Origin of the sequence: Lysinibacillus odysseyi 34hs-1 = NBRC 100172, assembly GCF_001591965.1 — a bacterium.
Taxonomy (GTDB): domain Bacteria; phylum Bacillota; class Bacilli; order Bacillales_A; family Planococcaceae; genus Lysinibacillus_B; species Lysinibacillus_B odysseyi.
Genome location: NZ_BCVX01000001.1, coordinates 337295 through 354281, shown reverse-complemented (window position 1 = coordinate 354281; position 16987 = coordinate 337295). Strand labels below are relative to the sequence as shown.

Sequence of the window (16987 nt, the reverse complement as noted above, 5' to 3'; positions counted from 1 at the left end):
TTGTCTTGAAGCGGCACCTGGCGACTCCTTGGGGACGAGCGCGTGCAGAAAATCCAATGAAATCGGGGGCTATCGCCGAATTTATTTAGTTGGAACCGTCCTCCAGGAAAGCGTCCAGACAAAAACAACTCCAGGTTACGATGGTGAGTAACATAAATTCAATTATTTCAAAAAAATGGGTGGAAAATCATTTTATATTGAATTAGCATGAAAAATGTAGACAGCACAAAGGAAAAAGGGGTGGTAGCCATGAAAATTGAAACGATTCCTAATTATCGTATGGCCTACGTACGGCAAGTGGGTCCATATGGTCCTGCAAACAAACAGGCGATGGAAAGGATCAAGAGCTGGGCAGCGGATAATAATCTGCTGAATGATAAGGGGATCTATGGAATTCCTCAGGATAACCCTGCTGAAACAGAGCCTGAACAGTGCAGATATGATGCCTGTATTGTTATTCCGGACGATTTTCAGCTGGAGGAAGGAATGAATGAAGGTGAGCTGGCAGGAGGGGAGTATGCTGTTTATAAAGTTGAACATACAGCGGAGGCTATTCAAAAGGCTTGGGTAGATAGTTTGGAAGGTTTACATCATAGTGAGTATCAAATAGATCATAAACCGGTTATTGAAAGGTATAGGCAGGAAATGGTCAGCAGCCACTTTTGCGAAATATGTGTACCTGTTAAGAGAAAGGATGCTTCAACACTCTTGTAACAAAAAAGAGAACCACCTCTCTAGAGCGGCGGTTCAGAGTATTGAACCCTTTATGGGCTCAATCATAGGTATGTACATGAATTTGGAATACAACGACAACCTTTTCTATTTCTTACTCTTATTTTCTAATATAAAGAATAGTTTGTAAATATTAAAATTAATTTATTTATGGTGAATTTCTTGCGCATTTCTTGCTTGTTTTGAATTAAGTAAGACAAAAGGCATAATTTGCTGCAAATACTGTAAAAATGTTAGGAATATAAACGCAAAACAGAAGTTAAAGTGAATCAGGAGGAACAAACCTCCTGATTATTTTTTTGAAAAAAGGAATGCTTTTCTTCTTATCTTTTATGCCACCAAGGAATAAGGGGGATTATGAAATAAGCTTTAATCCGATTGTTGCGCTTAAAATCATGGCGATAAAAACCATCCGTTTCCAATCTCGGCTTTCCCCATACATAATCATTCCCGTAATTGCTCCTCCTACGACGCCGATACCCGTCCAAATAGCATAGGCTGTTCCCATTGGTAAAGTTTGCAGGGAGTAGCCAAGCAGAAAGAGACTTGATCCAAATCCTAAAATGAGCAGTAGAAGGGTTTGCCAGTTGCGGGTTTTACTTAATTGATTAATCATGGAAACACCGAATGCTTCTAGTAATCCTGCGATAATTAATGAAATCCAAGCCATTACTGTTCAGCTCCTTCCTCTGTTTTCTCTTCTGTAACCATTTTCAAACCAATTACTCCGGCTAACAGCAGTCCAATCAGCAAAATTTTCCGCCAGTCAAAGGGCTCTTCAAAGAAGAAGATTTCGGCAAGGACCGTGCCTGCTGTACCTAACCCGACGAACACGGCATAAACGGTACCAGCCGGTAAAATCTGTGCAGCGGTGATCATTAAATAATTGCTGATAATAAGGGCGATAATCGTTCCTGTCCATGTCCAAAAGTCAGAGGCATGCGCCAGCCCGATTACCCAAAAGATTTCTAAAAAAGCAGCGATAAAGACTTTCAGCCAGTTTGTATTCATGCTAGAACACTCCTCGTTGTATTTTTGACAAAAAGAAAAAGCCAAAGAGACCACTGTTAAAAACAGTATCTCCCAGGCTTTTATCCTTCCGTGCCACAGCGTAAGCCGTGAGTCTTCTCTCGGACCAGTCCAACATATTTGCTGCGGAACCCTAGAAAACATTCAACTTATGCAATTACCCTGTATTATACACAGTTTTTATTTTTAGTCAACCTCTATAAGGATTTTTGTCTTCCATAACAAAGAAAGCGGCTGAGAAAAAATTACAGGGAAACAGCTGCACCTTCTCTACGCTTAATATAATCACGTCGAAACAATTCATTTTATCCCACTTATCTGATTTATGATTTAAATTTTTATTGACAAAGTTATCTTCCAAGTTTATGTTGGTAATGTAATTGATAAAGATTATCATTATCAAATGAGGTGAGAGGAATTTGCGTTTGTTAGTACAGGATATTGAAATCGCCTATGATAAACGGAAAATTATAGAGCAATTGTCCATCGGTATACCAGATGGGCAAATCACGACCATTATAGGTGCCAATGGGTGCGGGAAATCGACACTCTTAAAAGCGATGACAAGAATTCTTCCGTACCAGAAGGGGGGAGTTTACCTGGATGGTGAGCAAATACATACATTGGATACAAAGGAACTGGCAAGACAAATTGCCATTTTGCCGCAAACACAGGATGCAAATAATGGTTTGTTAGTAGAAGAGCTTGTCTCGTACGGTCGGTTCCCTTACCAAAAAGGATTCGGTTCCTTATCCAAAAAAGACAAGGAAATAATCGACTGGGCGCTCGATGTGACGAATACGGCAGCATTCCGCTATCAGACAGTGGACGCCTTATCCGGAGGGCAGCGGCAGCGTGTCTGGATTGCAATGGCGCTTGCTCAAGATACGGAAATTATTTTCTTGGATGAACCGACAACGTATTTAGACATGGCCCACCAGCTGGAAGTGCTAGAGCTTTTGCAAAAGTTAAACAAGGAGCAAGGCCGCACGATCATTATGGTACTGCATGACTTAAATCATGCTGTTCGTTTTTCCGACCATATGATTGCCCTGGCAAAAGGAGAGGTGGTGGCAGCTGGGTCAGCTGAATCTGTCATGACACCGGAAGTGCTGAGACAGGTTTTCCAGATTGACGCAATGATCAGCGAAGATCCGACTACAGGAAAGCCGTTTTGTATGACATATCATTTACTAAAAGGAGATAAATAACATGAAAAAATGGCTATGGCTATGTGTAGCAGTAATGCTGCTTGCGTTAGCGGCATGCGGTAACGAAGAAGAAAAAGGAAGTAATGAAGGTAAGGCAAAAGAGGAATCATCAAGCGATACGGTTACTTATACTAAATCCGATGGAACAGAAATTGAAGTGCCTGCAGATCCTAAGCGTGTTGTTGTACTCGCTGCCTATGCTGGCGATGTCATGAAGCTCGGTGTAAATATTGTCGGAGTGGATTCATGGTCGGCAGATAATCCGGAATTCAAAGAGAGTTTAAAAGATGCTGCGGTTGTATCGAATGAAGATGTGGAAAAGATTATTGAACTGGAGCCGGATTTAATTATTGGCTTTGACAGTATTGAAAATGGGGATAAGCTGGCTGAAATTGCACCGACTGTTTTATTTACATACGGTGAGTACGATTATTTACAGCAGCATATCGAAATCGGTAAAGCACTGAACAAGGAAGAAGAAGCAAAGGCTTGGGTGGAGGACTTCAAGAAGCGTGCTGCTGAAGCCGGCGATAAGATCAAGGAGAAAATCGGAGAAGAAGCAACGATTACAGTTGTAGAAAACTACGATAAACAAATGTATATTTTCGGTGATGCATGGGGCCGAGGTACGGAAGTTTTGTATCAGGCAATGGGCTTGAAGATGCCGAAAGCAGTAGAAGAAGCAGCACTGGAGCCGGGCTATTATGCCATTTCCCAGGAAGTACTAGGCGATTACACGGGGGATTATTTACTGATGAGCTTAGTTAGTGATGGACAAGATACATCCTTCCTTGAGAAGGATTGGTTTAAAAAGATCGGGGCTGTACAAAAAGGGCATTTCATTCAAGTGGATGCCAAGAGTTTTTACTTTAATGATGCATCCTCACTTGACTATCAGCTAAAGGTGCTGGAAGAAGCATTTGCTGCGATTCAACCGTAAGGAGCCGGAGCTATGATCAACGCTTCATATCAAAAATTTTCTTTTTCAATAAAGGTCATACTTGCTGTCGCCGTATTGGCGGCGATCAGCTGCATGGCTTTTGGGATAGGGGCTGCAGAAACAACACTTTCAGACGTATTCAAAGCAATCATTGGACAATCTGGCGGAGAATATTACGAAGTACTACGTGAAATTCGATTTCCCAGGGTGATCGCAGCCTTTTTTGTTGGAAGTGCGCTTGCTGCTGCAGGAGCGATTATGCAGGGGATTACGAGAAATCCCCTAGCTGATCCCGGCCTTTTAGGGCTTACTTCGGGTGCTAACATGGGCCTGGCTGCAGCATTAGCCTTTTTACCTGCTGCCAACCATTTAACCATTATGGCGGCTTGTTTTATCGGTTCAAGTATCGCAATGGTCTTCGTTTACGGGATAGGCGCTTCTAGTAAGAACGGGATGACGGCCTTTAAGCTGGTGCTGGCAGGGGCCGCCGTTTCCTTATTCCTACAGGCGATTGCTGATGGGATTGCGATTTTGACCAATCTGGCAAAGGATGTTTCGATGTGGACGGCAGGCGGCTTGGTAGGGACGACTTGGAGTTCACTCGTTGTTGTGCCTTTCATTATTGTAGGTCTGTTCATTGCGCTTGCACTCAGCCGCCATGTGACGATTATGAGCCTGAATGAGGAAGTAGCCATTGGACTTGGGCAGAATACAAAATGGCTGAAACCTGTTCTACTTATGACGGTTGTACTGCTGGCTGGTGCAGCAGTAGCACTTATCGGAAACCTGGCGTTTGTTGGACTGATCGTTCCGCATATTGTCCGGCGCTGGGTAGGCTCTGATTACCGTCGGATCATTCCGATGGCTATCCTTTTAGGCGGCGCTTTTATGATATTCGCAGATTTTGCCGGACGTGTCATCAATGCACCATTTGAAACCCCGGTTGTGTCACTCGTGGCCATCATTGGCCTGCCGTTCTTCCTATTCCTTGTGAAGAAGGGAGGAAGAAACATTGTATAATAAGTATAAAAAACGCTTTCCCCTTTGGCTGATCATGTGGAGCACCGTTTTACTTTTAATTTGTGTATTAGCGATTTCACTAGGCGCATCATCTGTTTCCATTTCGCGGATCATCCCCACACTTTTAGGAGATGGTACGTTTAAAGAGGAGTTCGTCATTTTTTCTGTCCGGCTGCCAAGACTTGCCGTTTTAGCGATTGCGGGTAGTGCGCTGGCATTATCAGGAGCGATTTTGCAGACGCTGACAAGAAACGACCTTGCCGATCCAGGTATTATTGGGATCAATGCAGGTGCAGGGATTGGGGTTACGATCTTTTACATATATGCCGGCGGGGGATTAACAAATCAACCATATATGCTGCCGCTTGTTGGGTTTATCAGTGCGATTCTTGCAGCAGGCTTGATTTACTTTTTGGCGATGGAAAGGCATGCTGGTCTGAATCCTATGAAACTTGTGCTAATTGGGATCGGCTTTGCATTTGCTTTATCAGGGCTTATGACGATCCTGATGTCCTCAGCTGACAGGACAGATGTACAGTTTATCGCTGCCTGGCTTTCCGGAAATGTATGGGGGGCTGATTGGCCGTATGTATGGGCAATCCTGCCTTGGATTGTTATCGCTGTACCGGTTAGTTTATGGAAGGCAAAGCGGCTGAATATTATGCGGCTTGAGGATAGTGTCGGAAAAGGACTGGGCATTCATTTTAAAAGAGAACGGGCCATCCTGCTTGTACTGGCTGTTGCATTGGCAGCATCATCTGTTTCAGTTGTCGGCAGTGTGAGCTTTATCGGTCTTATTGCGCCCCACATAGCAAAGCAGATGGCAGGCGTCCAGCATCAACGCTTCCTACCGATTTCGATGCTTGTTGGAGCGTCTCTTTTAGTTGGAGCAGATACAATCGGACGGGTAATATACAGTGAGGCAACGATTCCAGCAGGGATCATCGTTGCGCTGATTGGCGCACCTTATTTTGTGTATTTGCTGCGAAAAGCTTTATAGGAGAACAAGTCCGGCTGCCGATGAGGCGGTCGGGCTTTTTTGAATAAAGATGGGAATTTATTCTTGAAGTATATATCACTTAATGATATATTGTTTTTAGATATATCACTTTATGATATAAAGGGGGTAAAGCATTGAAATCCTTTGAGCAACTAACAGATTCCGTATTTTATATTATGGCTGCATTGACAGAGCCACGCCATGGCTATGCTGTAATGAGCCTAATTGAAGAGACAACAAAGGGAGATTTCATTATTGGTCCGGCATCGCTGTATACCATTTTAAAAAAATTGCTTGAACAGGAGTTTATTATTTTATATGACGATTCTGACACCAGAAGAAAAGTATATGTCCTAACAGAAAAAGGACGATCAGTGCTGCAAAGGGATATTGAAAGAAGAAAAGTCATGATTCTATTAGCTGAAAAAGGATTAGAAAAGGGGGAGATAGGGTGAGACAGGAAAAGTATATGATGTCAGGAGGGTTAGCCTTTTCAGAGGAAAAGGACCTGCAAAAGCTACGTAAGCAATCACTAAAGGGGTGGCATGTGAAACGCTTTGCGTTTATGGGTTATAAGCTTGAGCGGGGAAAACCCGAGGACGTTATCTATAGCATTGACTTCCGTCCGATGGAAGAGAGTGAGCAGGGCGAGTATTTTGAGCTTTTCGCTTCAACGGGTTGGGCACGTATCTGCTCTGAGCATGGTTTCCATCTATTTAAGGCCGATAAAGATACACAGCCGATCTATAGCGAATCAGAGACGACAATCGAGAAAATCAGCAGAATGGAAAAGCCTGTTCTTGCCATCACTTCTATGATGGTACCTATTTCTATTGTACTCTGTATCCTTTTTAACCTGTCTAATGGCATGATAGAAACAATTAGTCGTTGGGCATTTACAGGGGCTATTAGCATCGTAATTCCTCTTATCATGACAAGTCTTGCCATCGTCTATCAAAAATGGAAGGTACGAAAGAAAAGGACTCTTTCTTTATAAGAAAAATACCTATGTAAAGGCCAACCGTATAAACGGTTGGCCCAGCCTGTTGACAAACGCTTTCATCCAGCGTTGCTTGCCGCGCTCGTCCACTCATGAACTTAGGTTCTATTCGCGTCTTCGCTTGTCGGCGCGCCTTGTCTGGCAAGCGTTTTCAAGACAGGCTGGGTAAAATTTTACTTTATAAAACGATCTGAAAAAATGTGAAGACAAAGTCAAAAAGGACTTTGTCTTCACTCTGAGCCAACCGTATAAACGGTTGGCTTTCGTTTTTTATTGCATTTTCCGTTTTACATTCGTCAGGATTAACTTGCTGTTTGGTATGCTTGGCATGCTGATTACACTGTAGCTTAAATCCTGCTCCGGTACGTCAAACTTCATCCGGTTTGCCAAGTAATCAAGACTGATCTTCATGACTTCTATCGTTACCCATTCGCCTGCACAGCGGTGACCCATTTCATAATCTCCGCCGCCTTGCGGAATGAAGCTAAACGGACTGCCATGCCAATCGATAAAACGGTCCGGATTAAATACATCCGGATTGTCCCATAATGTTGGATCGTGATTCGTGCCATAGATGTCAAGCAATGTCATCGTATCCTTAGGGAATTCATACCCATTCCACACAAAGTCCTCACGCACCTGCGCTACAAGGGCAGGGAAGAATGGATAATAGCGCCGCACTTCCTGAATGAAGCGCTGTGCAGTTTCATCGTCACTTGATTGAACCTTTGCTGCCTCCTCGGGGAAGTGATGAACAGCGAGCCCGACAAAGGCGATATAAACAGAAATGGCTACAATCGGACGGAGGATATTAATGATTTCCACTGCAACTGTTTCGGGATCCAGTAAATCCCCGTTTAAGTCAGTGTGCCATGAGAATTTATAAAATACAGTATAATCCGGTACTTGCAGCTTTCCTTCACGGATTTCATTTACAAGCACAATCAGCCATTTCTCCAATTCCTTTCGCGCATGCTTTCCTTGCCAGTGGGAAGGACCGATAGCCGCCGGAGATTCAAACGTAGCTGTCAGATCCTTGGAAAGGGTCTTTACATCCTGCTCAGCTATAAGTACACCAGCCCACTCACAGGCGATCCGGGTAGTGATTTCCTGTGCCTCTTCATATAAAACAACCTTCTCCATCTGTTCCCATTTTGTCAATGCCATATCCCATTGCTTTTTCGTAATATCACGAAGTCTCTGCATGTCGTCCGGTTTCATAACAGACATGAACATTTGCTTCCGGTTACGGTGCGCTGCATCATCAAGTGTTTGGACACCGCCCTGACCAAACAGCGTTTCAATTAAACGCTGCGGGGCTGCGCCTGAACGGATAAACTTGCTTTCATCATAGAAAACCTCTGCCGCTTCAGCACCGCCCATACAAATTGCCTTCTTTCCAAGAAGACGTGTTTCAAAAACATTCGAATTAAAGCCGCGTCGTCTATTTAGAATGAACGTATAACCTTCCCGCAGTAAATTCAGGCTATGGTCCATTCCTTCTTCTTTTGGTATTGGATTCGTTTCTGCCAAGGTAATCAACTCCTATTTATATTTCATATTTGTTTAGTATTGGTCTATTAAAAAGGTTTACACCAAAAACACAAAAATAATTTCACTCTTAAAAAATTTCCCTTAATTGGGATGCTGGTAAATATATTCCCGCCGGGTAAGACAATAAACAATGAATTCCAAACATAAAGGCTTCGCAAAGAATGTTATGTAATAGAGGAACTTATAGAGAGGATTGAGAATAATTGAACAGATGTATAAAAGGTTAATAATTAATGTTCTTAGAAATATTAGAACAAATACTTATGACAAATAGGGAATAAAATATAATGATTAAGAGGTTATAATTATGAGGAACTATGTTAAGTTGGATGTTCCAGAAGTTAGTGTTCATCCGTTAAGAATAAAGGAAAGATGGAGTGTTCACTTTAATAAGTTCTAGGAAATAGATCCACAGACTTTAGATACAGATGATGATCGTTGGTTTATGTTTACCGATAGTTTATTGTAATTCCATCATGAGAGAGCATCGCTAACATTAAACTTGGGGTGGTACCCTGACATTTCCACTGAGGGCCATTACCTAGTATTAATTATGAAAGATTCAGACTGGGAACATCCTATTCGTGAATTTATATCAAATGATTATAAAGAAGTTATTGAGTTTATTGAATTAAACTTAAAACAAATTACTGCTAATTGGTGGAAATAATACAAATAGATTAGCGGCTATGAGAAAAATAAAATTTATAGATAAGATGAATTCTGGAGTTGAAACGTAAACATTTCGCCGTATTTCCGAAGTGCTGAGTAAGTAAAATCAAATTGCAAAAGATAAGGTGTGGTGGCAGCTTGGAAATCATTTGTATCTCCGCTTATTTACTGAATGTTTTGAGGGGAAATACTCAAGATGAAATTGTTTTTGTGTAACACTTTTCAAGCGAGAAAACTCAAGGAGCGAAGAATTGTGGCAGTTTTTGTATTAACGATAAAGGAGTTTGAAGATGAGGATAGGGTTGTTTACTTTTATGGACCGAATGAGAATACGATGGGACGGATTGAATATGATAAAAAACATGAGGTAATCAACCAGATTTCACCTATAGATTCAAATTGTTTTGCAGATGATTTCTTTTTTAAGAGAGCAGGAAGACGTTTTTCCCGAATGGTGATTAGAGAGAACCATAGCTTTGTTGATCGGACGACTATAGAATCTTAATGTTGGTAGATGAATAACTTAAACGAATATAGATAGAAAAATCCAGCTTAGCACCTGATTGACAGCTAAAAGCAGTAGGGGAAATTGAATCCAGGGTATGTCACTGTTTTAATTTCTAATGTAGACTGGGGGAATTAAGTAGTGAGATTAGTAAATACTTATCTCTCGATAAAAGAAATAAAGAAACAAGAAATAGCAATCATACGTCATTTATTCGCAAAAGAATATGCTGAAAATATTGAAGTGAATAGCTATAAGTATGAGGATCGAAAATATTTTGAAACAGACTTTGATATAATTGATATAGAATTTCGCAAGGAAAATGTTTTTAAAGAAATTGATAAGTTAATTAATATTCACGTAAAAGCAATGCAGTTAATTAATCAAGATGTTGAGATAATAGTTGCAAATGACGATACGGACGTAGAGATACAATTATTTGAAAAGAACTGTAATGATATATCTGTATTTGGATTATTTATTACAAGGAGAGAAATCGAAGCAATCAAGCCTTATTATATTTCAACTATTTGTAATGCATACTTGAGTTTTGAGAATGTTAGTTTTGGAGTAATCTTCTAGTGCCTTTAGTAAGAAGTTGGGAAAAGGCGGTTGTTCTTATATATTGAGTGAGATGAATCTACTCGACATATTTTTATGCCCATTCAACTAGTAGTGACTACTTCCTGGTAATTAGAATTAAAGTGAATTATACAGATTTACAAGGATTCCATATACTAATTTTTGGTTGTCGAAGTTTGTGTTCAAAAGTTTATTAAAAAATAATCAAGTGAAGTTAGCACCTGATTGTCTGCTAAAGACAGCAAGTGCTATTTTTTATTAATAAAAAAGGAAATTAACTGTCAGGGGGGACTTAGAATTACTTATAATAATAGTAATTAGCACTTAAGCTATTCTAAAAGTAAAGAAGGATACGAAGTAACTTGAACGTATAGGAGGCTTTATAAATGATAGATTTATCCGGTATTGCAGGATTAACAAAAAATGGAGCAGCCAGCGAAGCTGATATTCATGAAGTGGAAAGTCGATTATGCATAAACTTACCTGATGACTACAAAGAGCTGTTAAGGCATACAAATGGGCTTTCAATTGATAGCGGAATATTCATTTATGGAACAGAAGATATTTTGGAAAGAAATGAAACGTGGGAAGTGGATAAATATGCTCCGGGTACTATTGCCGTGGGGGATGACGGCGGAGGAAACGTATTCTTAATGCATACTCAGCAAAACAAAAAAGAAGTGTTAGTCGTTGATAGCGGAGATATGAATCCGAACCACGCTGAGGTGATCACCCCGGATTTTAGTAAATGGGTGAACGATGGTTTTATTGATGTGTCGGATGAGAAATTACTAGTTGATATGCCGGAACATTGTAAAATAGTGCTGGTGAATGCCCCGAGTGAGGGCTTAAAAGATTTGGTAAAGATAAAAACTATTCTAGGGATTAAAATTTCTCCGGCAGACCTATTGAAAGCTTCAAAAAATCTTCCGTATACATTGATAGAGAGCTATCCATATGGTAAAGCAAAGAAGCTTATTGAAAAGCTGGGACCTGTTGCGGAAGTGCTTAAAATAGAAGAGGATCGATGAAGTGAAGTACCGTCGGAAAATTCCATAACAATCTTGATGGAGTTGGGAGGTTTAATATGAATATTGCCGATAAAATGAAAGTTATATTGTCTAAAAGGAAACAGTTACATTTGAATGATGACTATGGAATCTATAAAAGCTGGAACGAAATAACAGAAGTTCTTTCGGAAAATGAGGAGAAGGCAATAAGGTACTTAGAGAATTGTAGTAAAGAAGATTTATATTATATAAGTGAGGTTTTTGAAGATATAGCTGAAAAATTACAAAGTAAAAAACTAATTGCCTCGTTAAGGAGGCTAGATAGAAAATACCCGGAGTTAGAAATGACACAGGATATCGATTTGGCAGAAAGTTATATAGAGACTTCATGAAGTAACTCCTGCGGTTTTCCAGAAAATCATAGCCCCGCTCTAGATTTAGACCGGGGTAAAACTATGGTTGTTTAAATTTAATATAGGGCACTTTTCTATCCCAAGAAATATAACAACAAAGTCACTCGAAAATCTATGTTTTATTCAACAACGGCAACTGATTGTTCCATAAGGCTCTCTCTTAATGATTGAATCATCTTTTAAATAGTAAATTACTTTAAACAATCAGATGCAAATACCTTGCGAGTCAAGTTAATAAATTCATCTAAAGGCTGTGTTACTAGTTTATCCTTGTGCCAAGCAATTTGAGTATATAGCGAAGAGGAAAAAGGTCCCCACGGTAATTCCTGTAACCGTCCCTCTCCAATCTCTTTTTTCACCACCATCTCAGGGAGCAGGGCTACACCCAGTCCTGCAATGACACATTGCTTGATAGCCTCTACACTGGAAAATTCTATTTTATCCAGTGGATATATTCCTAGAGAATGCAAGGATTCTTCGAACATGCTTCGGTAGGAACATCCAGCCTCTGTAAGTAAAAGCGTTTCATGTTTTAGGTCATCTAGCGAAAACGCTGATATAAATTGGTGTGGTGCTGCAACTAATTTTAACTCTTCCTTCATTAGCTGCTCTACTTTTAACGATCCCTCAGGCTTTTTTTTATCCATAATAAAGGCAACATCCAATAATCCTTCCATCAGATGTTTTCTTGCCATTTCGTCAGAATGAGCGGGTTTAAATACAAGTTTTACTTTTGGAAATGCAGCCTTGAACTCTTTCAAAATTAGCGGTAATCGATAAGTGCACTGACTCTCCTGAGCACCTATCGTGAGGGTGCCCGTTAATTCTTCTTCTCCGTTTACAGCCGAGATTGCTTCATTGCTTAAATTAATCATTTTTTCAGCATATATTTTAAATTGCTGTCCTGCTTCTGTTAAAACGAGTCGTTTCCCTAAACGCTCAAATAAAGGTTTACCAATTTCATCTTCCAGGCTTTTGATTTGAGCCGTCACACTTGATTGCGCAAAATTCAATAATTTTGCCGTTTGAGTAAAGTTCAGATTTTCTGCAGCCTGTTTGAATGTAATCAATTGTTTAATTTCCATTTTATCAGCCTCTTTTAAATCGCTTTTTTTGATTTATTCAATCGAAATAATCGTCTTTATCGATTTATCCATATATCATAAAATATTATTATTCAAAGAACAATAGCAACATACTTAAGGAAAAGGAGCTTATCAACATGACAATAGCAATTATTTACGGGGGAAACCGGGCGAATGGAAATGTAGAAACATTAACAAAGCTAGCAACTGAAGGGTTAGCCGTCGAAGAGGTATATCTGAAGGATTATTTGATTGAACCTATACTAGATAAACGGCATGCTGAAGAGGGGTTTCCAGAGGTAAACGATGATTATAACTCCATCATTGATCGCATTCTTCCACACGATATTCTAATTTTTTCTACCCCGATTTATTGGTATAGCATGACAGGCATAATGAAAAACTTTGTGGATCGGTGGTCACAGACTTTAAGAGACCCAAATTACCCTGACTTCAAGACTATGATGGCTTCCAAAAAGGCATACGTCATTGCCGTGGGCGGGGATGAACCATACGTTAAAGGTCTGCCGATGATTCAGCAGTTCCAGCATATCTTTGATTTTATTGGGACGTCTTTTGAAGGATATATTATTGGAGAAGGTAACAGACCAGGGGATATTTCACACGACTTAAAAGCACTGGCTGCAGCGGAGCATCTAAGAAAAGAATTACAATAAGATTTTTATCCGCAAGAGATGCAAAGTGTGACGGAGTTTGTAATCCAAAAGATAGTAACAAATACGATAGTGATAAACATCTTTTCGACACTATATTTGATGTCTCCATATAAAAAGAACGAAGTCTTCTTCATGAGATTGTGCCATAGGTCTTTGCATAGTAAGCTAATACTATCCCTATATTTGGCATGTAAGTGCAGAAGAGATAAACGTATTCAACAGGAAGAGGGGATGTTACTGTGTGGGTAAATGATGCTGTATTTGGGGCGCTTGATTATGAACTAATGTGGTTTCGGTATACTACGATTGGATTTTGCGGAAAAGAAGCAGAGATCGCTCTTACGATAGACGGCGAAGAGGACGGCAAGTTTGATGAAGAACAATATGCAGCCTATAAAGCACTCATGCAAAAATGGGAGCAGCTACAGTACCATTTGTTACAGCCAATCTTAGATTATTATAAACAAAAAAGGCATGAGCTAGGGTATGATGTCGCGTATAACGAAGAATATGCCGCTATTGAAACGACGGAGCAACTGCTTGAAAAAATAAACTTAGTAGGTATTACGGTTCCATACGGAGATATTTATGACGAGCGCGATATTGGGCTGTCATTTGATTGTACATGGGATGAAGAAAATGGAGTAGGAATTCGTTTGCTCGATGAAAAGGTAAGTACAGTAGGATATCAGGACGTTGCCATATAGCTGTTATTTCTGGAAAGAAGGTTTGGCAAAGGGAGCTCTCTGGCAGGCCTTTTTCGTAATGCCTCGACACCTAATGAAAAAAGGCGCTGACCTATAAAGCCAGCGCCTTTCATCATCTTTTGAATTGGTATTTACAAAATCGGCAAGTCACCATTATTCATCTTTCCCGAAGAATACTCTCTCCAGCTGAATAATAACCAATGGAATGAACGCTAATCCATACACTGCGAGCAATTGGGCATGGTTTAATGTAGCAACCTCAAACCAGCCTGCAATTAGTACGGCATTCAACAGAGATAAGCCTAGTAAAAAGGCAATCCATACAAAGATGTTGGAGAAAAGACCGAGCTTAAAGATGGATTGATCCGAGCGGCAGTTGAAGCCGTGGAACAGCCGCGCTAAACATAGTGTAGCAAAGGCCATTGTACTGCCTGTTAGTGGATCACCGGATGATAAGCCGATTTGGAAAGCGATGATCGTTACCGCTGCGATTATAAGCCCCTCTAATCCTACCTGGGTGGCAAACTTTTTGTTTAGTAATGGCTCTTGGATATTACGCGGTTTTTCCTTCATCAGTTTTTTGTTGTGCGGCTCGAGTCCAATCGCAATCGCCGGTAAGCTGTCTGTCAGTAAGTTAATAAATAATAAATGAACAGGAGCGAATGGAACCGGCAGAGCCAGCAGTGTAGCATACAGTACGACTAAAATAGCACCTGCATTACCGGATAATAAAAACTTAATTGCATTGCGGATGTTAGCATAAATACTGCGGCCATTTGAGATGGCTTTGACAATCGTTAAGAAATTATCATCGGTTAAAATCATCGAGGAAGCATCCTTTGCGACTTCAGTTCCGGTAATACCCATCGCAACACCGATGTTTGCCTGTTTTAGGGCAGGGGCATCATTTACACCATCCCCCGTCATGGCCACAACATGTCCTTTTTCCTGCCAAGCCTTTACAATCCGGATTTTGTGCTCCGGTGAGACTCGGGCATAGACGGATATCTTTTCTACTTTATTTTGCAGTTCTTCATCTGTTAATCTTTCAATCTCTACGCCTTCCATTGCTTCTGACGGATCCTTTAAAATACCGATTTGCTTTGCAATAGCCGTGGCTGTGATTTTATGGTCACCTGTAATCATTACCGGCTTGATGCCTGCTTCGATACAATCCGCAATGGCCTGGGCAGATTCCTCACGCGGCGGGTCCATCATCGCTATTAATCCAACGAATGTATAATTATTTTCATCTTCAGTGCTGATGCGAGGGGAGACGACATCTTTGTAAGCTATGGCAAGTACTCGTAGTCCCTCACTAGAAAACGTATGGGTTGCCCGCTTGATGCTTTCAAGCTGCTGCTCTGTAATGCTCATGGCTCCTTTAGACGTTTCGATCTTTCGAATGCGCGGCAGCAAAATATCGACTGCCCCTTTTGTAATCATAATATTGCGGGTACCCATGCGGTTAACTGTACTCATCAGCTTGCGGGCAGAATCAAATGGTACTTCACCGACACGCTGATGAAGGCCTCGAGTTATTTGCTCATTCATGTCATACTGATGGCCTAAATTGACAAGCGCCAATTCTGTCGGATCTCCGATTTGTTTGTCATCAGAAAGAATCGAATCATTACATAATAAAGCCATATCGAGAAGCTTTTTATGAAGTGGATTTTTTGTTTGCAGTTGATCATGGTGGAATATTCCTTCACTTATATACATTTTTTGCACAGTCATTTTATTTTGTGTCAGTGTACCTGTTTTATCGGAGCAAATGATAGAGACACTGCCGAGACTTTCGACGGCAGGCAATTTACGCATAATTGCATTTTGCTTTGCCATGTTTTGCGTGCCGAATGCCAGCACGATTGTTACAATCGAGCTTAATGCCTCCGGAATGGCTGCAACGGCTAACGAAACGGCAAACATAAAGGAATCGACTAGCTCACGTCCGCGTAAAATATCCAGCCCGAAAATAATAAGGCAGATAAGTATAATCCCGAATGCAAGCCGTTTCCCGAAGTTATCCAGGCTTTGCTGAAGGGGTGTTTTCTTTTCCTTGGCGCTATCCAGTAAACTGGCAATTTTTCCAATTTCCGTATTCATTCCGATAGACGTAACGATTGCTTGTCCACGGCCCTTTGTCACAAAGCTTCCTGAAAAGACCATATTTTTCTTATCGCCAAGGGCAACATCTGTTTCATTAATAATGTGGGCCATTTTATCAATAGCCAGCGATTCACCTGTCAGTGAGCTTTCGTTGATTTGCAGCCCATAGCTTTCCAATATACGGCCATCTGCACTAATATAATCCCCGGCTTCTAAAATAAGAAGATCTCCTACAATAACCTCTCTTGATGGGATTTCAAGTATTTCACCGTTCCGCATTACTTTTGCGATAGGGGCGGCCATTGCTTTTAGGCTGTTTAATGACTTTTCAGCCTTTATATGCTGCACTGTTCCTAAAATAGAGTTTAAAACAATGACTACTATGATGACGATGGAACTTTCAACATCCCCAAGAAAGATGGAAATAACAGCTGCCATTATTAGAATAATGACTAAAAAATCCTGGAATTGCTCTAAAAAAACCTGCACCGCATTCTTTTGTTTGCTCTCTTTTAATTCATTGTACCCGTGCTCTTTGTGCCTTAATTGAACTTCAAATTCTGATAATCCTTGAGGTGTGACGTCCAATTTCTTCATTACCTCTTGGGCAGAGGCTCGGTAGTATTGTGTCGCATCCATTAGAAAACCCCTCCATCGGTCTATATGAATGATTTATACTTTAACCGGAAGATTCATGTAGCTGCTATAGCCGTTTATTTGACCATGTCCTATCCGATT

18 protein-coding genes and 1 riboswitch are annotated in these 16987 nt (G+C 40.6%); of the genes, 13 read left to right on the top strand and 5 right to left on the bottom strand.

All coding sequences use genetic code 11. The annotated features are described in order from the left end of the window. Positions 1–249 precede the first annotated feature (249 nt). Entirely contained in the window at positions 250–714 is a 465-nt protein-coding gene (locus BOD01S_RS01910) for an AraC family transcriptional regulator (RefSeq protein WP_036155443.1), read from the top strand. 373 nt (positions 715–1087) lie between these two features. Here the strand turns inward: BOD01S_RS01910 and BOD01S_RS01905 are convergent, their stop codons facing one another. Both BOD01S_RS01905 and BOD01S_RS01900 read right to left on the bottom strand, forming a co-directional pair. Beyond that, on the bottom strand, positions 1088–1402 hold the full coding sequence (locus BOD01S_RS01905) for a DMT family transporter (RefSeq protein ID WP_036155120.1): 315 nt from the start codon (positions 1400–1402) through the stop codon (positions 1088–1090). Further along, on the bottom strand, positions 1402–1743 hold the full coding sequence (locus tag BOD01S_RS01900) for a DMT family transporter (RefSeq protein ID WP_036155118.1): 342 nt from the start codon (positions 1741–1743) through the stop codon (positions 1402–1404). The genes BOD01S_RS01905 and BOD01S_RS01900 overlap by 1 nt, the downstream gene beginning before the upstream one ends. Before the next feature lie 67 nt (positions 1744–1810). Then, positions 1811–1909: riboswitch (guanidine-I (ykkC/yxkD leader) on the bottom strand. 271 nt (positions 1910–2180) lie between these two features. On the opposite strand from BOD01S_RS01900, the gene BOD01S_RS01895 reads away from it, so the two are divergent. From BOD01S_RS01895 to BOD01S_RS01870, 6 genes are all read left to right on the top strand, one after another. After that, positions 2181–2972: an ABC transporter ATP-binding protein gene (locus BOD01S_RS01895; RefSeq protein ID WP_036155115.1), complete on the top strand. Its 792-nt coding sequence runs from the start codon at positions 2181–2183 to the stop codon at positions 2970–2972. A gap of 1 nt (position 2973) precedes the next feature. Continuing rightward, positions 2974–3912: an iron-hydroxamate ABC transporter substrate-binding protein gene (locus BOD01S_RS01890; RefSeq protein ID WP_036155113.1), complete on the top strand. Its 939-nt coding sequence runs from the start codon at positions 2974–2976 to the stop codon at positions 3910–3912. A 12-nt stretch (positions 3913–3924) separates the two neighbouring features. Further along, entirely contained in the window at positions 3925–4932 is a 1008-nt protein-coding gene (locus BOD01S_RS01885) for a FecCD family ABC transporter permease (protein ID WP_036155111.1), read from the top strand. After that, on the top strand, positions 4925–5932 hold the full coding sequence (locus BOD01S_RS01880) for a FecCD family ABC transporter permease (RefSeq protein WP_036155109.1): 1008 nt from the start codon (positions 4925–4927) through the stop codon (positions 5930–5932). Before BOD01S_RS01885 ends, BOD01S_RS01880 begins: the two co-directional genes overlap by 8 nt. 134 nt (positions 5933–6066) lie before the next feature. Continuing rightward, a complete protein-coding gene (locus BOD01S_RS01875) occupies positions 6067–6387 on the top strand; it encodes a PadR family transcriptional regulator (RefSeq protein ID WP_036155107.1) in 321 nt (106 codons plus the stop codon). Continuing rightward, on the top strand, positions 6384–6929 hold the full coding sequence (locus tag BOD01S_RS01870; RefSeq protein ID WP_036155105.1) for a DUF2812 domain-containing protein: 546 nt from the start codon (positions 6384–6386) through the stop codon (positions 6927–6929). Before BOD01S_RS01875 ends, BOD01S_RS01870 begins: the two co-directional genes overlap by 4 nt. Positions 6930–7202: 273 nt before the next feature. Here BOD01S_RS01870 and BOD01S_RS01865 read toward each other — a convergent pair whose 3' ends face one another. Further along, positions 7203–8465, bottom strand: a complete 1263-nt coding sequence (locus BOD01S_RS01865; protein ID WP_233153113.1) for a cytochrome P450 — start codon at positions 8463–8465, stop codon at positions 7203–7205. A 946-nt stretch (positions 8466–9411) separates the two neighbouring features. On the opposite strand from BOD01S_RS01865, the gene BOD01S_RS01855 reads away from it, so the two are divergent. The 4 genes from BOD01S_RS01855 to BOD01S_RS01840 all read left to right on the top strand — a co-directional run bounded on the left by BOD01S_RS01855 (position 9412) and on the right by BOD01S_RS01840 (position 11647). Beyond that, positions 9412–9663, top strand: a complete 252-nt coding sequence (locus BOD01S_RS01855) for a hypothetical protein (protein WP_036155439.1) — start codon at positions 9412–9414, stop codon at positions 9661–9663. Between the two features lie 141 nt (positions 9664–9804). Continuing rightward, positions 9805–10245: a hypothetical protein gene (locus BOD01S_RS01850; RefSeq protein WP_036155103.1), complete on the top strand. Its 441-nt coding sequence runs from the start codon at positions 9805–9807 to the stop codon at positions 10243–10245. Positions 10246–10631: 386 nt separating this feature from the next. Further along, a complete protein-coding gene (locus BOD01S_RS01845; RefSeq protein WP_036155101.1) occupies positions 10632–11276 on the top strand; it encodes an SMI1/KNR4 family protein in 645 nt (214 codons plus the stop codon). A gap of 56 nt (positions 11277–11332) precedes the next feature. After that, positions 11333–11647, top strand: a complete 315-nt coding sequence (locus BOD01S_RS01840; protein ID WP_036155099.1) for a hypothetical protein — start codon at positions 11333–11335, stop codon at positions 11645–11647. Between the two features lie 212 nt (positions 11648–11859). Here the strand turns inward: BOD01S_RS01840 and BOD01S_RS01835 are convergent, their stop codons facing one another. After that, complete coding sequence (locus BOD01S_RS01835; protein WP_036155097.1) at positions 11860–12753, bottom strand: LysR family transcriptional regulator; 894 nt, start codon at positions 12751–12753, stop codon at positions 11860–11862. 137 nt (positions 12754–12890) lie between these two features. Between BOD01S_RS01835 and BOD01S_RS01830 the strand changes: the two genes are divergently transcribed. Together BOD01S_RS01830 and BOD01S_RS01825 are read left to right on the top strand one after the other, a co-directional pair. Next, complete coding sequence (locus BOD01S_RS01830) at positions 12891–13430, top strand: flavodoxin family protein (RefSeq protein WP_036155095.1); 540 nt, start codon at positions 12891–12893, stop codon at positions 13428–13430. A gap of 239 nt (positions 13431–13669) precedes the next feature. Beyond that, positions 13670–14137 (top strand): DUF6985 domain-containing protein, encoded by a 468-nt coding sequence (locus BOD01S_RS01825; RefSeq protein WP_036155093.1) that lies wholly within the window; start codon positions 13670–13672, stop codon positions 14135–14137. 153 nt (positions 14138–14290) lie between these two features. Here the strand turns inward: BOD01S_RS01825 and BOD01S_RS01820 are convergent, their stop codons facing one another. Then, positions 14291–16888 carry a cation-translocating P-type ATPase gene (locus BOD01S_RS01820; protein WP_036155091.1) on the bottom strand — a complete coding sequence of 866 codons (2598 nt, stop codon included), beginning with the start codon at positions 16886–16888 and terminating at the stop codon, positions 14291–14293. Positions 16889–16987: the final 99 nt, after the last annotated feature.